This is a genomic window from Mycobacterium shottsii (assembly GCF_010728525.1).
GTDB classification, from domain to species: domain Bacteria; phylum Actinomycetota; class Actinomycetes; order Mycobacteriales; family Mycobacteriaceae; genus Mycobacterium; species Mycobacterium marinum.
This window is the reverse complement of record NZ_AP022572.1, coordinates 3,129,593-3,148,047: the sequence shown is the minus strand read 5'-3', so window position 1 is coordinate 3,148,047 and position 18,455 is coordinate 3,129,593. Positions and strand designations below refer to the sequence as shown.

At 65.1% G+C, this 18,455-nt stretch carries 15 protein-coding genes and 1 pseudogene; 10 read left to right on the top strand and 6 right to left on the bottom strand.

The genetic code is table 11. The annotated features are described in order from the left end of the window. Positions 1-93: 93 nt before the first annotated feature. From G6N41_RS14610 to nbtC, 4 genes are all read left to right on the top strand, one after another. Positions 94-660, top strand: coding sequence for a GNAT family N-acetyltransferase (locus G6N41_RS14610; protein WP_231608480.1), 567 nt, complete (start codon positions 94-96; stop codon positions 658-660). 109 nt (positions 661-769) lie between these two features. Continuing rightward, entirely contained in the window at positions 770-1,528 is a 759-nt protein-coding gene (locus tag G6N41_RS14605; protein WP_198913189.1) for a thioesterase II family protein, read from the top strand. Then, positions 1,525-2,844, top strand: a complete 1,320-nt coding sequence (locus G6N41_RS14600; RefSeq protein WP_020730320.1) for a beta-ketoacyl [acyl carrier protein] synthase domain-containing protein — start codon at positions 1,525-1,527, stop codon at positions 2,842-2,844. Before G6N41_RS14605 ends, G6N41_RS14600 begins: the two co-directional genes overlap by 4 nt. Then, positions 2,841-5,915, top strand: a complete 3,075-nt coding sequence (nbtC, locus tag G6N41_RS14595) for a nocobactin polyketide synthase NbtC (protein WP_198913188.1) — start codon at positions 2,841-2,843, stop codon at positions 5,913-5,915. The genes G6N41_RS14600 and nbtC overlap by 4 nt, the downstream gene beginning before the upstream one ends. Positions 5,916-5,919: 4 nt before the next feature. Here the strand turns inward: nbtC and G6N41_RS14590 are convergent, their stop codons facing one another. After that, a complete protein-coding gene (locus G6N41_RS14590; RefSeq protein WP_198913187.1) occupies positions 5,920-6,135 on the bottom strand; it encodes an MbtH family protein in 216 nt (71 codons plus the stop codon). Beyond that, positions 6,116-7,420 carry an NADPH-dependent L-lysine N(6)-monooxygenase MbtG gene (gene mbtG, locus G6N41_RS14585; protein ID WP_198913186.1) on the bottom strand — a complete coding sequence of 435 codons (1,305 nt, stop codon included), beginning with the start codon at positions 7,418-7,420 and terminating at the stop codon, positions 6,116-6,118. The genes G6N41_RS14590 and mbtG overlap by 20 nt, the downstream gene beginning before the upstream one ends. Positions 7,421-7,688: 268 nt before the next feature. On the opposite strand from mbtG, the gene G6N41_RS14580 reads away from it, so the two are divergent. From G6N41_RS14580 to G6N41_RS14555, 6 genes and pseudogenes are all read left to right on the top strand, one after another. Continuing rightward, a complete protein-coding gene (locus G6N41_RS14580; protein ID WP_231609014.1) occupies positions 7,689-9,269 on the top strand; it encodes a (2,3-dihydroxybenzoyl)adenylate synthase in 1,581 nt (526 codons plus the stop codon). A 109-nt stretch (positions 9,270-9,378) separates the two neighbouring features. Continuing rightward, a complete protein-coding gene (locus G6N41_RS14575; RefSeq protein WP_198913185.1) occupies positions 9,379-10,374 on the top strand; it encodes an alpha/beta hydrolase in 996 nt (331 codons plus the stop codon). Position 10,375: 1 nt separating this feature from the next. Then, positions 10,376-11,236: an SDR family NAD(P)-dependent oxidoreductase gene (locus tag G6N41_RS14570; RefSeq protein WP_198913184.1), complete on the top strand. Its 861-nt coding sequence runs from the start codon at positions 10,376-10,378 to the stop codon at positions 11,234-11,236. Positions 11,237-11,267: 31 nt separating this feature from the next. Beyond that, positions 11,268-12,188, top strand: a pseudogene (locus G6N41_RS14565) (ferritin-like domain-containing protein). After that, on the top strand, positions 12,185-13,696 hold the full coding sequence (locus G6N41_RS14560) for a flavin-containing monooxygenase (RefSeq protein ID WP_198913183.1): 1,512 nt from the start codon (positions 12,185-12,187) through the stop codon (positions 13,694-13,696). The pseudogene G6N41_RS14565 and the gene G6N41_RS14560 overlap by 4 nt, the downstream one beginning before the upstream one ends. Next, positions 13,693-14,655 carry a MerR family transcriptional regulator gene (locus G6N41_RS14555; RefSeq protein ID WP_117432915.1) on the top strand — a complete coding sequence of 321 codons (963 nt, stop codon included), beginning with the start codon at positions 13,693-13,695 and terminating at the stop codon, positions 14,653-14,655. The genes G6N41_RS14560 and G6N41_RS14555 overlap by 4 nt, the downstream gene beginning before the upstream one ends. 31 nt (positions 14,656-14,686) lie before the next feature. On the opposite strand, the gene G6N41_RS14550 is transcribed toward G6N41_RS14555, so the two are convergent. From G6N41_RS14550 to G6N41_RS14535, 4 genes are all read right to left on the bottom strand, one after another. Then, on the bottom strand, positions 14,687-15,691 hold the full coding sequence (locus G6N41_RS14550; RefSeq protein ID WP_407663821.1) for an acyl-ACP desaturase: 1,005 nt from the start codon (positions 15,689-15,691) through the stop codon (positions 14,687-14,689). Positions 15,692-15,772: 81 nt separating this feature from the next. Beyond that, positions 15,773-16,576 carry a sigma 54 modulation/S30EA ribosomal C-terminal domain-containing protein gene (locus G6N41_RS14545; protein WP_198913180.1) on the bottom strand — a complete coding sequence of 268 codons (804 nt, stop codon included), beginning with the start codon at positions 16,574-16,576 and terminating at the stop codon, positions 15,773-15,775. 200 nt (positions 16,577-16,776) lie between these two features. Beyond that, on the bottom strand, positions 16,777-18,138 hold the full coding sequence (locus G6N41_RS14540) for a salicylate synthase (protein WP_198913179.1): 1,362 nt from the start codon (positions 18,136-18,138) through the stop codon (positions 16,777-16,779). 83 nt (positions 18,139-18,221) lie between these two features. Further along, on the bottom strand, positions 18,222-18,377 hold the full coding sequence (locus G6N41_RS14535) for a hypothetical protein (protein ID WP_020730309.1): 156 nt from the start codon (positions 18,375-18,377) through the stop codon (positions 18,222-18,224). Between the last annotated feature and the right edge of the window lie 78 nt (positions 18,378-18,455).

Below are 18,455 nucleotides of genomic sequence, written 5' to 3'. Positions count from 1 at the left end.
TCGCGGCTATCACGGCAAGACAGAGACCGGATCGATCCTGCGCCCCAGGCGGTGATGGCGGGCCATCCGGGCCAGATGGTCGGGAGGTACCTAGTGAACACGCTTGACCTGCAACAATGTCGCGCCGCGCTGGATCATGAGGCCTTCTCGGGCGAGTTCTCGCTGCGGCGGCTGGACCCCGAGGGCGACCTCGATTTGATGCATTCCTGGATGAACGATCCCGAAGTGGCGCGCTTCTGGCGCAAGCCGTGGCCACGGCCCCAGATCGCCTCGTATCTGTTCGACCAACACTGTAGCGCGCATTCCGTCCCTTATCTCGGCCTGCTAGACGGCGCCCCGATCAGCTATTGGGAGCTCTACCGTGCCGATCTGGATCCGCTCGCCCGCCACTACGCCGCGCGCGAGCACGATGCCGGCCTGCACAGTTTGCTAGGTCCCGCCGAATGCCGGGGACGGCGCCTCGCCGCGGATCTGCTGCGCATCGTCTCGACGTGGCAGCTGGATGCGGATCCGAGCGCAGACCGTGTCATCGCCGAGCCCGACGTCAACAACACCCGAATGATCCGGGCGCTCGAACGTGCCGGGTTCGAGCGCACCGCCGACCTTGATCTACCGGACAAGCGGGCCGCGCTGATGATCCGTGACCGGCAACGACGATGAGCCCAACCGCGGCGGCACCGAAACCGGCGGTCGGCGAGCTGGCACCGGTGCGCACAACAACGAGAACTTGTCGCAACGAGCGAAGTGGTCGAGTGAGAGGTAGTGCTGCATGGCGCGCAAACTAGGGTGGGTCAGGCAATTCCACGAACCGGATGCCCCCGAAAGCCTTCCGCTGCTCGTCTTTCCGCATGCCGGGGCGGGCGCGTCGGCATATCGCGAGTTCTCGAAGGTCCTCAGCGAGACGTTCAACGTCATTGTCTTTCAGTACCCGGGGCGCCAAGATCGGGCCGCTGAACCCTCGTGCGCCGCCATTTCCGAGATTGCTGCCGGCGCGTTCAGCGAGTTCGCGGCATCGGAGCACAATCGCGGACTCCCGATCATCACATTCGGTCACAGCATGGGGGCGCTGGTCGCGTTCGAGTTCGTCCGCCTGGCCGAAGCCAACGGTATCGATGTGCGGCACCTCAACGTCTCCGCCGCGGTGGCCCCCTGCAACGCGGCGGCCAAGCCGGCACATCCCAGCGACGACGAAGAAATCCTCAACCATCTGGGCGCGCTGGAGGGCACCGATACGGACGTGTTCAGCAACCGCGAACTCATGAGGCTGGCACTTCCCGTGATCAAGGCCGACTACCACGCTTTTGACACATACTCGTGCGCCGAGGACATCAAGGTGGCGACGCCGATTCACGCCATGGGCGGCGACCAGGACCCTTACATCACACTGGGCGATCTCTACGAGTGGGGCAAGCACACCGATACCGCCAAGGTCACCATGTTCGACGGGGGACACTTCTACTTGCGGTCACACATCGACGCCGTCGCGGCGTTGCTGGCCTCGAGCGCACAGTGCGGGCAGCAAGCATGAGCACCAACGGATCCGCCGGAGCAGCCGACCCGATCGTCATCTCCGGAATGGCCGTCGAGGCACCCGGCGGAATCGACAGCCCGGCTTCTTTGTGGGCAGCGCTTGCCGAATCCAGGGAACTACTGAGTCCCTTTCCCCGCGACCGCGGCTGGCCCGTCGATGATCTGTTGTCGGTATCCGACCTGGAAGGTTGGGGGCAGGTTTGCGATTCCGGCGGATTCCTGGATGGAGCAACCACATTCGACCCTGGCTTCTTCGGTATCAGCGCCCGCGAGGCCATCGTGTTGCATCCCCAGCAACGGGTTGCGATGCGAGTCGCGTGGAAGGCACTGGAGAATTCCGGAATCAACCCCGGCTCGACTGCCGGGGCAGAGGGCGGCTGTTTCGTCGGCATGTCGCCAATGGAGTACGGACCACGGGCATCGGTAGCCGATGCCTACAGCGGTCATCGGATCGCCTCGCTGGGCCAACTGGGGGGCGCCGCCCGAATTTCGCACAGTCTTGGCCTGATCGGTCCTTCGATCAGTGTCGACACGGCGTGCGCCTCGTCATTGTCCGCACTGCACCTGGCCGCCACGGCGGTGCGGGAGGACGAGTGCGAATGGGCGCTTGCCGGCGCCGTGTGCGTGATGGGTTCGCCCGGAGCGTTTTACGAATTCGCGAGGCTCAATGCCCTTTCCGAGGACGGGCATTGCCGCGCCTATTCCGATAACGCCACCGGCACCGTGTGGGGGGAAGGCGCGGGAATGGTTCTCGTCGAGCGGGAATCACGAGCACGGCGAGAGGGCCGGCGAATCTACGGACGTATCGCGGCCATCCGCACCAACCACAACGGTAAAGGCAAGCCAATCTTGGTTCCCCGGGTACGAGCGCAAGAGCAGGTTATTCGCAAGACGCTGGAGGTGGCGGGAATTGATCCCGTCGAGGTCGGAATGATCGAAGGACACGGCACTGCAACGCCTGCCGGCGACCCAGTCGAATTGATCGCGCTGTTCAAGACCTACGGCGCTGCGGGGTCGGAAGCCCTGCTCGGGTCGATCAAGTCCAACGCCGGACACTCGCAGGCGGCATCCGGAATCCTGGCGTTGATCAAGCTGCTGCTGGCCGGCCAACACGGTCAGATTCCGCCAACCCTTTTTGCGGACAACCCAACCAAAACGGTGGACTGGGATCTGACCGGCCTGCGGCTGGCGACGAAACTACATGAGTGGGAGCCCAAACACGGTGTTCGCTACGGTGCCGTGTCTTCGTTCGGTGCGGGCGGCGCCAATGCCCATGCCATCATTTCGATGCCGGCTGCCGGAGTCGGACAGTGAGCGCGGCCGCCTACCGCCTGCCGGACGGCACCATTCCCGTCCTGCTCTCGGCGGACACGCCCGAGCTACTGGACAGCGAGGCCACAGCGCTGCGTGACCATGTCGCAGCTCATCCCGACCTCACCCCCGGCCCGATCTCCGCCATGCTGTTTCGGACGCGGGCCGCTCGCCGGCACCGGGCCCTGGCCATGGTCAGGACGCGTGCGGAGTTGATCGACGCCCTGCAAGCGATGATCGACCGATACGAGAATCCCACCCTGATTCGTACCGACCCGGCGGCCATCCGCCGTCGCATCGGCTATGTCTTTCCCGGGCAGGGAGGCCAGCGCCCCGGGATGGGACAGCTCTTTTACGAATCGGTGCCCGCGTTTCGCGCCGAGGTAGATCGCTGCGCCCAGGCGTTCGAAGCACAATCCTGCGGGTCACCGCGAAACTATCTGCTCGACAAGAATTTTCAGGATGATGGTAGCGCCGGCATCGTCCAGCCGGCGCTGTTCACCCAGATGGCCGCACTGGCGGCGATGTGGCGATCATTCGGCATTGCGCCCAACGTCACCATCGGGCACAGCCAAGGGGAAGTCGCCGCGGCTTACGTTTCCGGCACGATTACCCTCGAGGACGCCGTGCGCGTCATCGGTATCCGCGCCCACGCCGCCGACGAGTTCGCTGCTGCTGACTACGCCATGGCCATCGTCGCCGCCGACCGGGAAACGTGCGAGGACCTACTCGCCCGATGCTCCGGCTGGGCGCAGCTCTCCGTGGTCAATTCCCCACGCATGGTCGGTATTTCGGGTGAACGGGAAACGGTTCAGGGCATCGTGGACACCTTGACCGAGGGCGGCACCTTCGCCCGGGTTATCCGGGTCCGCTATCCCGCACACACCAGCTTGATCCACGACGGTGCCGACAAACTTCGTGCAGCCATCCAAGACCAACTGCAGCACCCAAGTTTTGTCGACACCGACATCGACTGCCTCGGTGCCACTCTCGGCGCGCCCATCACGTCGGAGCTCCCGGTCGGCGACTATTGGTTTTGGAACCTACGCAACATCGTTCGGTTCGACAAGGCAATCGCCGCCGCCGTGCAACGTGACGTCGAAACGTTCGTCGAACTGGCCGAGCATCCGACGCTGCAGTTGGCGATTCACGAGAATCTGGCCGCCCTGCGCGACGAAGCCGATAACCGCCCCGCCATGGTGGTAGGAACCTCCGAACGCACCGCCACCGATCTGGGCGAATTCACCCGCAATCTGGCCCAGCTGGCCGTGCATGACCTGAACTACCCATGGGACTGTCTGCGCGCCGACCCGGACGGCGCCCAGGCCTTACCGTTGCTCGACTTTCCCAACACCCGGATGAACGAGATCCGGTTGTGGCTGCCCTATGACGAGGTGCTGCCCCGTCGTCAGCCGCCGGCCGTATCAGTTGCTCCCGCATCACCGTCGGTCCCCGACGCGACCGCGGACACCACACCGGCGCGTCTGCTGGTCGAAGAATGGGTGCGGCTCTCGCAGCGCTCACTTACGCCGCCACAGGTCGTCGGGATTGTTGACCCCACCGGAGCGTGCGCGCAGTTCGCCACCGCGATGACTGCCGCGGCCCACCAGGCCGGGGCCACGGCTCATGTGGTCAACGGCGAAAATGACGGCACCGGAGCGGATGTCAACACACTGGTCATTCTGCTTCCGGAAACACCGAAACTGGATGGCCGCGCCGCCGCCGCCGAGGTCGGAGGATTCTTTTCGAACCGGGCGTGGTGGCCCGGAGTCGACACCGGGATCACCGACTGCTGGCTGGTGACGGTGGGCGGTGAGGCGGCGACCGCCGCGGATGGGCCGCCAGATCCGGTGCACGCGGCGGCAAGCGCGGGCTTTCGCAGCATCGGCGCCGAACACCCGGGCGTGGGATTCCGCCACCTGGATCTGCCGGCCGGAGCGACGGCACAGGACTGGGCGCATCCCATTGTGGCGGCGCTGCACACAGCCAACGAACCGGAGCTGGCATATCGCGACGGCGCTTTCTATGCCAAACGGATCGTGGCGGGCGAGGGCGCGGTGGTGCACGGTGCGGGCGCGTGTCCAGAACACGTGCTCATCATCGGCGGGACCGGCAACCTCGGGCTCGAATTCTGCGACCACTTCGCCCACCGCGGCGCACGGAGAATCACTCTGGTGAGCAGATCAGGCGAGTCTGCTGCGGTGGCGGAGCGCCTGGCGCAGATCCGCTCGGCGACAGCCGCCCAGATCGCTGTCACCCGATGCGACGTGGGTAACCCCGCTGCGGTATCGCGGTTGGCAGCGCAGCACCGGTCCACACCGGCGGATCTGATCATCCATGCCGCCGTGGCTTATGCGTCGGTGGAGTTCTCCGACATCACCACCGATGACGCCGACAATGCGCTCTACGCCAAGGTTGTCGGCATTGGGCAGGTCCTGGACGCTTTCCCCAGGACTGATGGCTGTCGCATCGTTTTGTGCTCTTCGGCACGGGCCACCATCGGTGGTCGCGGACAGGTCATGTACGCCGCGGCCAACCGAATGCTGGACGCGATGGCCCACCGGCTGCGGGCCGAGGGGCTGGACTGCGTCTCCGTGCAGTGGGGCCAGTGGACCGTGCATTTCGATCTCGATGCCTCGAGCATGGCGCAGTTGGCCGCCATCGGTGTGATCCCGATGCCGCCCGCCGAGGCGATCGCGTTGGGAATGCAGCGGCTCGGCCGCAATGCCATCGTCGCGGCATTCGACTTCGATCGCGCCCGCCCGGTACTGGAAACCTTTGGCTACGGCCCGCTGGTATCAGAGCTGCTCTCGCCCGTCAGCGAGACCGCTGCGCCGGCCGAGCCGGCGGACCTACCGGGACGACTCAGCAACCTGCTGGCCGCAGCGATTGGCGCGGAGCGCGCCGAGCGGATCGACACGTCGGTGCCCATGGTCGCGCTCGGACTGGATTCGTTGCAGGCGCTGGAGCTACGTCGGCGCGTCAAGGACGAGTTTGATCACGAGCTAGAGGTCTCGGATCTGCTCGGCGGGGCGTCGATCGCCGACGTGCTTGCCCAGCTCGGTGCGCGGTGAACGGTTAGTTGCCAGCCATCGCGTCGCGCAGGCTCTTGGGCCGGATGTCGGCCCAGTGCTGCTCGACGTAGGACAGGCAGTCGGCGCGCGTTTCCGCGCCGAACGCTACCCGCCAGCCGGCGGGCACATCGGCGAATGTCGGCCACAGGCTGTGCTGTTCCTCGTCATTGATCAGCACATAAAACATGGCGTCTTCGTCATCAAACGGATTGGTACTCATCGCTTCTCCCCTTTGACCGATTGGTCCCAACCGGTGCGGGCGCTAGGCCGAGTTCGGCACTAAGGATGCGGTCGGACAGCAGACCCAGACAACTCAGATTCGGAAATCCCGGACCTTCGTTGAGGCCGGCCAGATTCGGCAGGAACAATTTCGGGGCAACGCCGGACACAGCCAGATCGGCACCGATGGATTCCTCGAGCCGCTGACAGGTCAGCGGCGCCTGCGGCCCCAGCTCCAGCAAGTCCACCGCATCCTGACTCAGCAACGATAGAAACCACAACGGGTCGGCGCCGGAACCGTCGATGACGAGGTCGAAGTCATGCAAGGTCTCGCGGGGTTCACCGCAGCAGTCGGTGGACAGCGTGAGCCAGATTCGGTTGTCGCGGTTGACCGCACGAGCAACCCGCCCGCGCATATGCCGGATTCGCTCGTCGGTGAGCAGGGATTCCTGTACGCGCGCCGAGAACACCCCACGGTCGGTGCGAGCGATGCAGTCGCGCCGTTCCGACAGGGCCAGATTGCGCCACCCGGCGGGATCGGAAAACAGAGAGTTTTCGAAGAAGCCCTCACCGCGGGTGAACAGGGTCGCCTGCGGCGAGAAGGCCGTGATCGCCGAAACCCGATGATGAAAAAGCTCATTGAGGATTGATGCGGCGGTCTCGCCACCGCCGATGACCGCGACGCGTTCGGCAACAATCCGCTCATGTTGTGCCGCGCGGTGCCAGAACTGGGCAATCGACAGCACCCGCGGATCGTGGGCAAGGATCGATCTTTCCGGCTGGCCAGGCCCGGTGAACATCACCATGTCTGCGGTCAGACTCGAGTCGGCCGTATGCACCACCCAGCGAGATTCGTCGACCGACAGCTGAACTACCTCGCCACCAACGACTTCCAGACCAGCCCGGTCGGCAACCCAGCGCAAGTACTGCGCCCACGTGTCGTGGGCCGGCGACGGCCTGCCCCGGTCCACCCAGCCGACAAATTGGTCGGTGTCGACCAGAAAAGACTGCCAGCTAAACCGAATCATCCGCTCGTCGATTTCGGCGTTGCGGCCCGGCCACAGCGCCGACCGATAGGGGAAACCGACGTCCTTTTCGGGGCTGGTACCCAGCCGCTGCCGGCCGTCGGTCCAGCCGCCGCCGGCTCGCCAGTTCGCGGCTACCCCGGTGGACTCGATGGCAACCAGGTCAGGAACCTCGACGCCCATCTCGCGTAGCACCGCCGCCTTCGCGGCCACCGCCGCCGCCTTCGCGCCGGCCCCGACAATCGCGAGCGTGGCGCTCATGCGGTGCCCAGCAATCGCACATGGCCGCGGGAGCACGTTGGGTAATAGCGCTGCCATTTCCGGTTCGCCAGCATCCCGGCGAGGGTGGCGCCGCCCACCAGCCACCTCCCATCCTTAGCCCAGGCTGTCCTAACTTCGAGTACGCTACCCTATGGTCCGAGGGGTGGGAAACGCACGCCCCAAGGGGAGTCGCCGAGTGCCTGTCACATCCGCTCAGCCGCCTCGACCGGGGCCGGTGGCCGGGTTCATTCCGTACCCACCCGAGCGAATGGCCAGCTACCGCTCCGCCGGTTATTGGACCGGTCGCAGCATCGGCTCGCTGTTGCGGCAAGCGGCCGCACGCTGGCCTGACCGAGTGGGCGTGGTCGACGCCGGCGCCAGCCATACGTTCTGCGAACTGGACAAACTGGCCGATCGAGCCGCCGCGGGCTTCGTTTCGCTGGGCATCGCACCGGGCGACCGGGTGCTGCTGCAGTTACCCAATTCGTGCCGGTTCGCGGTCGCCTTGTTCGGCCTGTTGCGCGCCGGAGCCATCCCGGTGATGTGCCTGCCCGGACACCGACTGGCAGAACTGCACCACTTCGCCGAGGTCAGCGGTGCGGTGGGTTTGATCGTCGCGCAGCACGCCGGCGGCTTCGACTACCGGTCGATGGCCGAGCGGTTGGTCGCCGCTCACCCCCAGTTGCGCCACGTCATCATCGACGGCGAGTCCGGGCCCTTTCTGCCGTGGTCGTCGCTGTCCGAAGGCGCCACACCCGACATCGATGTCGACACCACATCGCCCGCCTTGTTACTCGTCTCGGGTGGCACCACCGGCACTCCGAAACTGATCCCCCGAACACACGACGACTACGTCTACAACGCCACCGCGAGTGCGCAGTTGTGCCGGCTGACCGCTGACGACGTGTACCTCGTGTCGCTGCCGGCGGCGCACAACTTCCCGTTGGCATGTCCGGGCATACTCGGCTCGATGGCCGTCGGCGCCACCATCGTTTTCAGCACCGACCCCAGCCCGGAGGCCGCCTTCACCTTGATCGAGCGCCACGGCGTCACCGTCACGGCGCTGGTACCCGCGCTGGCCAAACTGTGGACCCAGGCCTGTGACTGGGAGCCGGTAACCCCGAAGTCTTTGCGGCTATTGCAGGTTGGTGGCTCCAGATTGGAGCCCGAGGATGCTCGCCAGGCACGAGAGGCATTGACCCCGGGGCTGCAACAGGTCTTCGGGATGGCCGAAGGACTGCTGAACTTCACCCGCCTCGAAGATCCGCCGGACCTCCTCGAGCACACCCAGGGCCGGCCCCTGTGCTCCGCTGACGAATTGCGCATTGTCGACGGCGCGGGCGCGCCGGTGGCTCCCGGCGCAGAGGGCGAGCTACTCGTGCGCGGTCCCTACACCATCAACGGCTACTTCTGCGCCGACCGAGACAACGAGCGCTGCTTCGATCCAGCCGGCTTCTATCGCAGCGGCGACTTGGTCCGACTCCGCGACGACGGCTACCTGCAGGTCACCGGGCGCGTCAAAGACGTCATCTGCCGCTGCGGTGAGACCATCTCGGCCCAGGACCTCGAAGAACAGTTGCTCAACCACCCGGCGATCTGCTCGGCCGCGGCGGTGCCACTGCCGGACCCGGATATGGGCGAGCTAATCTGCGCTGCAATTGTTTTCGCGGGGCCACCGCAGACGCCGCAGACCTTGTCGGGACTCAATGACTATCTCCAGCAGCGTGGCGTTGCCGCGCATATCCGCATCGATCGGCTGGTCGCGATGCCGTCGCTGCCGACGACACCGGTGGGAAAGATCGACAAGAAGGCGATCGCGAGCCAGATCCTGACAACCACGGCGACCTGAGCAGGGCAATCACGTCCGCCACCCCGCCATGCGGGTCCGCCGAGCCGACATAGCCGACCGACAAAAAGTGACATTGACTAATGTCACCATTTGGTATTGACTGCATTTTATGACGGACATCGTTCCGGTCCGCGGGTCATTGCGGTCCCGCACCGCGGTAGCGGTGAGCTCGATAATGATGCCGCCCATCACCGCGGCAATACCGCCGGAGCGCGCCTGGGGAATCTGGATGACGCGCCAGCTCATCGCGCGGCTGATGGGCACGCTCGGCCCATCACTGTCGGGCACCCACGTGAAACCGGTGAACTCTGTTCTGCCAGACGGGCGCCGGGTCGGCGGCGAATGGGTCCACGGGCCGCACCTGCCGACCGGGCCCGCACCGAATCGCAGCGGCGCAATCTATTTCGTGCACGGCAGCGGCTACACCATGTGTTCGCCCCGGACGCACCGGCGCCTAACGGCTTGGCTGTCCTCACTCACCGGACTGCCGGTGTTCAGCGTCGACTACCGATTGGCGCCACGACACCGCTTCCCCACCGCCGCCGACGACGTGCGGGCCGGGTGGGACTGGCTGCCGGGCGCATGCGGCTTGTCCCCGGAACGCATGGTCGTGATGGCCGATTCGGCGGGCGGTCACCTATCGGTTGATTTGCTTTTGCAGCCCGACGTCGCCGCCCGGCCGCCGGCCTCACTGGTGCTGTTCTCACCGCTGATCGACCTGACCTTCGGGCTCTCGGCCGCTCGGGAACGGACGAAGCCCGATCCCGCCGTCCGCGCGGCCACCGCCGCGCGCGTGGTCGGCCTCTACCACGCCGGGATCGATCCCACCCATCACCGCCTCAGCCTCGACGTCGCGGGCGGATCGCCACTTCCCAGCACGCTGATCCAGGCCGGCGCAGCCGAGATGCTGGAGGCGGATGCGCGTCAGCTGGCCGCCGACATTCGCACTGCCGCTGGCCGCTGCGAACTGCAGGTCTGGCCCGACCAGATGCACGTATTCCAGGCACTGCCGCGGATGACTCCGGAGGCCGCCAAAGCCATGGCCTACGCCTCCGCGTTCATCGCAGGCTCATTGCAGGACAACGCTACTGCCGAGGCGGTCTGACATGTTGGGTCCCTTGGACAAGCTGCTGGGCAAGTCCCGAAAGACCAGCCACGATGCCCTGGCGGTGGTCACCGGCGCAGGCAGCGGAATCGGCGCCGCATTCGCGCTCGAACTCGGTCGCCGCGGTAGCGCGGTAGTTTGCAGCGACATCGACGAAGTGGCCGCCCAGAACACGGTCGCAGCGCTGACCGAGGCGGGCGCCAGAGCCATCTCGATCGGCTGCGACGTCTCACGCATCGAAGACGTGGCGGCGCTGGCCGAACGCTCACAAGCCTGGTTCGATGGACCGCCGACATTGGTGATCAACAACGCCGGCGTCGGTGCTGGCGGCGCGGGTATCGGCGAAATCCCCCTTGATGATTGGTTATGGACCCTGGGCATCAATCACTGGGGCCCGATCCATGGCTGCCATGTTTTCACCCCCATCCTGCGGGAGGCCGGACGGGCGGTCGGCCCGCGGGGCATCATCAACGTCGCCTCGGCCGCCGCATTCGGCGCGGCTCCGGGCATGGCCGCCTATAACGTCAGCAAGGCTGGGGTGCTCTCACTATCGGAAACCCTGGCCGCCGAACTATCCGGCACCGGCATCAATGTCACCGTGCTGTGCCCGACCTTCGTCAAGACCAACATCGTCGAGTCCGGTCGGATCAGCGAGCAGTCCAGCGAGGTCGTCACCAAACTCATTCGCTGGACCGGATTTTCGCCCGACAAGGTGGCACGCATCTGTCTGGACGCCAACGACCGCGGCGATCTGTACTGCATGCCCCAGCTGGACGCCAAGATCGGGTGGAACATCAAGCGGATGGCGCCCGGCACATACACCAGGGCGGCCGGTCTGATTCTGCGGGCGACGATGCGCTAAGAGCCCGTTTCACCAACGGAAGGAGCTTCTGGTGACGATCGACATGGAAGCTATGCTCGCCAAGATCAAGGATCGTCAGTGGGCGCTCGCCGACATCGACTGAGAAGCACCGGGCGCCGATACCATTCGGCCCGAATTCCGGTCCAAGCTCAAGGCATTCATGGCGGACCTGTGCTGGATCGAGAACATCGGGGCGCGCGGCTTCGCCGCGCTGGCCAAGAAAGCCCCCGACCCGACAATCGCGGAAATCTACCGGTATTTTCACGCCGAAGAACAGCGCCACGCCAACGCCGAGCTAGCCCTGATGAAGCGCTGGGGCATGCTCGACGAGGGCGAACTTCCCAAACCCAACGTCAACATCCGGTTGGCTATCGATTGGCTGGACACCTACTCGGATGGCATGCCGCTGTCCGTGCTGGGCACCGTGATTCCGATGCTCGAAGTGGCGCTCGACGGGGCGCTGTTGAAGTTCCTCCTCGATACCGTCGAAGATCCGGTGTGCCACCAGGTGTTCGAGAAGATCAACAACGACGAATCCCGGCACATCGCCGTGGATTTCGAGGTGCTCGACATGATCGGGCACGCCACGGCGCGCCGGCTGGCGATCGAGTTCGTCGACAATATCGCCTCGCCGGGACTGATCATCGGCGCACTCATGTACATACCGCTGCTCAACCGGGTGCGCAATGAGATGGCCGGCATGGGCATGGAACCGGAGCGGTTGTACAACGCGGTCAAGCGCTTCAGGCAACTCGGCGAGCGCAGCGCGAAAACACCACGGGTTCCGGCGTACCGCGTCCTCAAGCGCCATGCCGCCATGGTGGTCAACCCGAGCCACCCCTATCACCTACTGGCCAACTCCATGGTGTGGCTGTCGGACTACTACCCCAAGCCCTTGTTGAAGCCGATACCCAGCTGGTTCAAAGAACTCACCTATCGGCCAGCGGCGTGACCATGGCGCCCGATCACGCCTACGCGACGCTGATTGTGGGAGCGGGCCTCACCGGACTGGGTGCGGCAATCCGACTCGCCGAGGCCGGTTTGAGCAACCCCGATGAGGTGGTGATTCTGGAGCGCGGCGACCGGGTCGGCGGAACCTGGCGCGACACCACCTATCCGGGCGCCAGCTGCGACATACCCTCACTGCTGTACTCGTTCTCGTTCGTCCGCAACCCCAAGTGGTCACGCACCTACTCCCCCGCCGCGGAGATCTACCGGCACATCGAGGCCATGGTGAACCGGTTCGGTATCGGTGATCGCATCCGGTTCGGCCAACGAGTCACTGGCCTCACATTCAACCAAGACACCGGCATCTGGACCGCGACAACGCAGGCGGGCGAAAGGTTTCGGGCCCGAACCGTCATCCTGGCTTCCCGTCCGCTCTCCGATGTCAGCTTTCCCGACATCCGGGGCCTGGATCGCTATGAAGGTCACAAGATCCACAGCGCGCGCTGGGACCACGACTACGACTTCAGCGGCAAGCGAGTCGCCGTTGTCGGCACCGGAGCCAGCGCCGTGCAAATCGTCCCGGAACTGGTGAATCAGGCCAGCTTCGTCAAGGTCTTCCAGCGCACCCCCTGTTGGGTCTTGCCACGGCTCGACGTCGCCACGCCACCCGCCGTGCAGGCCTTGTTCACCAAAGTCCCCGCTGCTCAACAACTCGCGCGACAAGCCCTGTTCTGGGGCCACGAGGCCACCGCGGGCGCGTTGGTGTGGAACACTCCGCTGACGTCGCTGGTGGCGTTACTGGGCCAGGCCCATCTTCGCGGTCAGGTCAAAGACCGGTGGTTACGCCGCCAACTGACGCCGGACTTCCGCCCGGGCTGCAAGCGCATACTGGTTTCCAGCGACTACTATCCCGCGCTGCAACGCCCGAACTGCAAACTCATCGACTGGCCGATCGCGACGCTGAGCCCGGTTGGCATCCGGACCAGCGATGGTCTAGAGCATCACCTGGACTGCATCGTGTTCGCGACCGGCTACGACGTCCATCTGACGGGACCTCCCTTCCCGATCACCGGCATCGGCGGCCGGTCGCTGGCCGATGAATGGGCCCACGGCGCACAGGCTTACAAGAGCATCAACGCACACGGATATCCCAATCTGTTCTTCATGACCGGACCGAACTCCGGGCCCGGGCACAATTCGTTGCTGGTCTACATCGAAAGCCAACTCGACTACGCGGTGCGCGCCATCACCACGATCCTCGACGAACGCCTGCGCTATCTCGATGTGCGTGCAGACGTCCAGCGCCGCTACAACGAGCGAATCCAGCGTCGGCTTGCCAAGACGACGTGGATGTCGGGTTGCCGTAGTTGGTACCTCACCAAAGAGGGGTTCAACGGGTCGATGTTTCCCGGGTTTCCCACCGAGTACCTTTGCCAAATGCGGGATTTCCGCCATGGCCACTACCATGCGGTCGCCCAAGACGCCGGCAGCATGGTGACCTCGACGGCATGATCCGCAACGGTGACATGACCAACGACCGATCGGCGCGACCCGACCCCGGCACCATAGCCAGCGTGCTGCACAACGTGCGGCGCGCGCCGAAACGTGTCCGGCGCCAATCGCGGGAGCTTGGCGAGTTCATCGAAGCCGCTGTGTCACAACTTTTCGATGCGGCCGTCCGGCACCCCAATGGTGGCGCGACCTCAGGTGAATACCGGATCGACGAACTGGCCAGACTGGCCGGCACCACCACCCGCAACATCCGGGTGTACCGAGACCGTGGCCTGCTGCCCCCGCCGCTGCGGGTCGGCCGAATCGCGTTGTTCAACGACACCCATTTGACCCGGCTTCGGCTGATCACGTCCATGCTCGACCGGGGGTACAACATCGCACATGTTCGCGAGATGCTCAGCGCCTGGGAGGAAGGCAGAAACCTCGGCGACGTCCTGGGCCTGGAGACGGCCATCGTCGGCAGCTGGACCACCGAGAAACCGCAAACCATGCCACTTGCCCAGGCTCAGCGGCGCGTCGACGATCCACTGGCATTCGAACGGCTGGTGGCGCTGCGACTGATCCGCATCGACGGCACCCAAGCGATCATTACCCGCCCCAAACTCATTGACGCGTTCAACGAGGTACGGGGCTATGGCATCAGCATGGACAAACTCATCGACCTACACGAGCAGATCCTTCCCAAGGTCGACGAGATCAGCGACCTGCTGGTGCGAGCCGGCGCTGAGCATGTTGTGGATCGGATCAAGCCGGGCGAGCCGCTGCCCGGTGACGCCGAGATCGCCGAGCTGATCACCATGCTGATCCGGTTCCGAACCCAGGCCGTCGCATCGATCACCGCGACGCTGGCTTCCTCGATCGAATCAACCATCGAATCACTGGTCAGCCGCCTCCTCTCGGACTACATCGAGCAATCCTCGGAGGCCCAACCCGCCCTGCGGCGCCAGCAGGCACCGTGAGCCACCGATGCCGGGCCAACCAGCTCGGTGATCACATTCTGCTGAGGGTAAGCGTCCCTTCGGTTTTGAGCACCCGGCTGGCGGTGATCTTCTCTGCCCTGCGCTCCTCGCGCTCGAGGTAGCGCTGCTTGGACTCGTCGAACTTGTCGCCGGCTTGTTCGAGTTCCTTGATCAGCACACCGAGATCGTCGCGCATCCACGCGGCTTCCCCGGTGAAGTCCTCCCGCTCGAAAATCCGCCACTTCTTCAGCACCGGCATCACCACCTCGTTGAGGTGGATCCGCGGGTCGTAGATGCCGCCGACGGCGATGATCACGGCCTTGCGACGGAACTCCGGGACGGTGAACCCGGGCATCTTGAAGTTGCGCAATATCCGGTGCACAGACTTCATCGCCTGGTTCGGTGCGATGTCCAGCCCGGCCGCGCTGACGTCACGATAGAAGATCATGTGCAAGTTCTCGTCGTGCGACACCCTAGCCATCAACTGCTCGGCGATCGGGTCGTTGCTGGCTTTACCGGTGTTGCGGTGCGAGACGCGGGTGGCCAACTCCTGAAACGACACGTACATGACCGAGTCGAACACACTTTCCGCAAACAGATCACCCTGTTGGTTCTGGCCCGGGCTGAAGCCTCTTGTCATTTGCTCCAGGCGCAGCTTCTCCAGCTCTACGGAGTCGACAGCACGTGTCACCACCAGATAGTCACGCAGCGCGGTGCTGTGTCGGTTCTCCTCGGCGGTCCACCGGTTGACCCACTGCCCCCATGGACCGTCCATGCTGAAGTTCATCGCGATCTCGCGGTGATACGACGGTAAGTTGTCCTCGGTCAACAGATTCTGCACCATCGCCACTTGAGCGACGTCGGTGAGCTGGCTCTGCCCAGGCTCCCAATCCTGGCCGTCGAGGGCGTAGTAGTTCTTGCCATCGGACCAGGGAACGTAGTCGTGCGGATTCCATTCTTTGAACATCGAGATGTGCCGGTTGAGCAGATTCTCCACCACGGGCTGAAGCTCGTGGAGTAGCTGCAGGTTGGTCATTTCCTTGGACACGTTGGTCTCCCAGCTATATGTTCCGTCCAGTTACAGGCAATATATCTGTAAACCGCGGTTACATTCAAGTCAGGCGCGCCGGGCGGGGCCGACCAATCCGAGATCGCCGTCGTAGCGGGGATAGAGCAACTGGCCGCGGCCAGTAGCCGAATCGGTGAAAAACAGCAGCTGAAGCACGTGTTCGCGGGCGCGGCGCAGCGCCTCCTCCTCGGTGAGGGCCAGCGTCGGGCGAGAATTCACGATCAGGGGTACCGGCGGCGCCGAATTGCTCGGCGACCAAGCCCATCCCGGCGGATACACGTGCCGCTGCCGAGCCAGCCGCAGCCCCGACGGGCCGGCCCGGTAGACCACCGCGTCCTCGCCCGTTTCTGCGTCGGTGAACACGTGCGCGTCGTAGTCCATCGCATCCATCACGGCCACCGCCGCCAGGGGCGTCGAGCACTGCAGCGAGACCGGCTTGCGACGCGCGATGGCCGCATCAGGCCGCACGAACAGCCGACGACGGGTCAGATCGGGCCAGGGCCGGGGACGCCACTGGTCATACATCCGCACGACATGACGGTCCAGCCTGAGCAATGCCGGCGCCAGATCATCGATGCCGCGCGTAACGGCAAGCACCCGAGCCGGAAGTTCCCCCACCCGCAGGTTCACCTGCACCACCATCGGGCCACGGCCACAAGCTCCCGTCTTGAGACGCACCCGGGCCCCTCCGACGATCTCGCGGTGCACCAGAATCTGGCCCACCGCGCGCGCCACCTGCTCACCATGAGCAGCCGACACCGACGCACTGGAAAGCACGGTCACATCAGGGAACTCCCGCACCGACCACGGCCTGAGTGCATACACGGCGCACCGACCCCGCTTTCTCGACATGTGTTGCTGCCGCTGAAAGGGAAGCCTGGCTGGCCAAATGCCTACTCTGCTAGGGCCGAAAGTCCTTGCGCACGGTGTGCGATTGATCACCGTTTGGTCAACGGCGTCCACTCACCCGGCGTACGGCGGGCGTCCTCGTGCCCTACCGCCATGTGAGCGCGCGGCGGCACTTACCGCCGGCGTTGCGAAAGCCTCGAGGGCTACTGACGCTCAACCAGATACGGCGCCAACGTGGAGAGCTTCTCGCAGGTCTCTTCGAATTCGCGCTCGGGCTGGGATGCCTCGATGATGCCGGCACCCGCCCGCAACCAGGTGCGCCCGTCACGCTCGTAGGCGGCGCGCAGTGTCAGGGCGGCATCGAGCCCACCATCGGCCGACAACATGACGACCGCCCCCGAATACAGTCCGCGCGGACCTTCGTCGAGACGCAAGATCGCGTCGACACCGTCGGCCTTGGGGATGCCCGATGCCGTCACGGCGGGAAAAAGCGCCTCCAACGCACTCATCCGATCGCTGGCCGCATCCAGGCGGGCGCTGATCGTCGAACCGAGGTGCTGCACGCTACCGCGCTCGCGCACCGACATGAAATCGATCACCGCTGCGGTTCCGGGCTCGGCCACCTCGGTGATCTCGTGCAACGACGTGCGCACCGAAATAGCATGCTCGACAATCTCTTTGGCATTGCTCTCCAGGTCGCCACGGGCCAGCCGATCATGGGCGGCACCCCGGCCCAGCGCGCGCGTGCCGGCCAACGGCTCGGTGACCACCACACCGCTGGGCGAAACCGCGGTGACGAGTTCCGGGCTAAAGCCGAGGGCGCGAATTCCACCAAGCCGCAGCAGGAATGACCGTACGGGTGTGTTGCGCTCACGGCCCCGCCGATACGTCGACGGAAAATCGAGCCGGAACGGCACCTCTACGCAGCGGGACAGGATCACCTTGTGGTACGCGCCGGACGCGATCTCACGAACCGCTACCGCCACGCGGTCGCGATAGCCCGACGGATCGGCGCTCAGATCGATGGTGCGAGATCGGGGCACCGTGGACAGCCCGTCGCGCAGCAGCCGCAGCACCGCCTCGCGCTCGTGCGGCTCCGCGCCGAACAGGCTTACGTCATCGCGGGTCACCACGATGCGGGTGCGCGGCCAGAAGACCCGAGCCAGCGGGGTGCCCGGGGCCAGGCGCGCCTGCAGACCGTAGCGGTACAGCCCGAATTCGAAAGCCACCCAGCCGAAGACCTGATCGGTCTCCAACAACAATCTGTCGATGGCCTCGCCCAGCACTTCCCCAGGTCGCCCCGACCACTGCTGACGCTGAGTCACACCGTCGCGGATGACCCGGACCTCGTCGCTGTCCAACTCCACCATCGCCTGCACACCCGACGCCAGGACCCACTGGCCGTCACGCTCGTAGAGCAGGTATTGGGTACCTTCGGGTCTCACCGCCTCGCACAGCACGGCGGCCAACTCGGCCGCAAGGTCGGCCGGATCGATATCGGCCGGCATCGGGATCGACGGTTCAGCGGTACTGACAGCACTCGCTTCGACACTGACCTCTACCACAGTAGGTAAATGTAGCCTAACCTACGTGAATTCGCGCTACCCGCTCCCGCAAGACGCGGCTACCGGCCAAGACTCAGCGGGAATCAATGGCGGGACACATGCGCGCCGGACTCCCCGGCCGGTGGCGCCAACGCATCCCACCTCAACCCGGAGCCACGCCAGCCCACCCGCCGCCACCGGCCCATCGCGCTCGCCTCGCCGACCTCCGGCTTGCGCAACAACCACAGATCGCCAACCATTTACCTGATCGACACACCGTGAGATGCTGCTGAGCGGGCAGTTCTCTTGCCATCACTGTCTAGCCAGCTAGCCAGTCG

Coding starts and splice junctions, on each gene's coding strand:
- G6N41_RS14605 (WP_198913189.1), top strand. CDS start 770: ATGGCGCGCAAACTAGGGTGGGTCAGGCAATTCCACGAACCGGATGCC.
- G6N41_RS14600 (WP_020730320.1), top strand. CDS start 1,525: ATGAGCACCAACGGATCCGCCGGAGCAGCCGACCCGATCGTCATCTCC.
- G6N41_RS14590 (WP_198913187.1), bottom strand. CDS start 6,135: ATGAGTACCAATCCGTTTGATGACGAAGACGCCATGTTTTATGTGCTG.
- mbtG (WP_198913186.1), bottom strand. CDS start 7,420: ATGAGCGCCACGCTCGCGATTGTCGGGGCCGGCGCGAAGGCGGCGGCG.
- G6N41_RS14580 (WP_231609014.1), top strand. CDS start 7,689: ATGGCCAGCTACCGCTCCGCCGGTTATTGGACCGGTCGCAGCATCGGC.
- G6N41_RS14575 (WP_198913185.1), top strand. CDS start 9,379: ATGACGGACATCGTTCCGGTCCGCGGGTCATTGCGGTCCCGCACCGCG.
- G6N41_RS14570 (WP_198913184.1), top strand. CDS start 10,376: ATGTTGGGTCCCTTGGACAAGCTGCTGGGCAAGTCCCGAAAGACCAGC.
- G6N41_RS14555 (WP_117432915.1), top strand. CDS start 13,693: ATGATCCGCAACGGTGACATGACCAACGACCGATCGGCGCGACCCGAC.
- G6N41_RS14550 (WP_407663821.1), bottom strand. CDS start 15,691: ATGACCAACCTGCAGCTACTCCACGAGCTTCAGCCCGTGGTGGAGAAT.
- G6N41_RS14545 (WP_198913180.1), bottom strand. CDS start 16,576: ATGTCGAGAAAGCGGGGTCGGTGCGCCGTGTATGCACTCAGGCCGTGG.
- G6N41_RS14535 (WP_020730309.1), bottom strand. CDS start 18,377: ATGGTTGGCGATCTGTGGTTGTTGCGCAAGCCGGAGGTCGGCGAGGCG.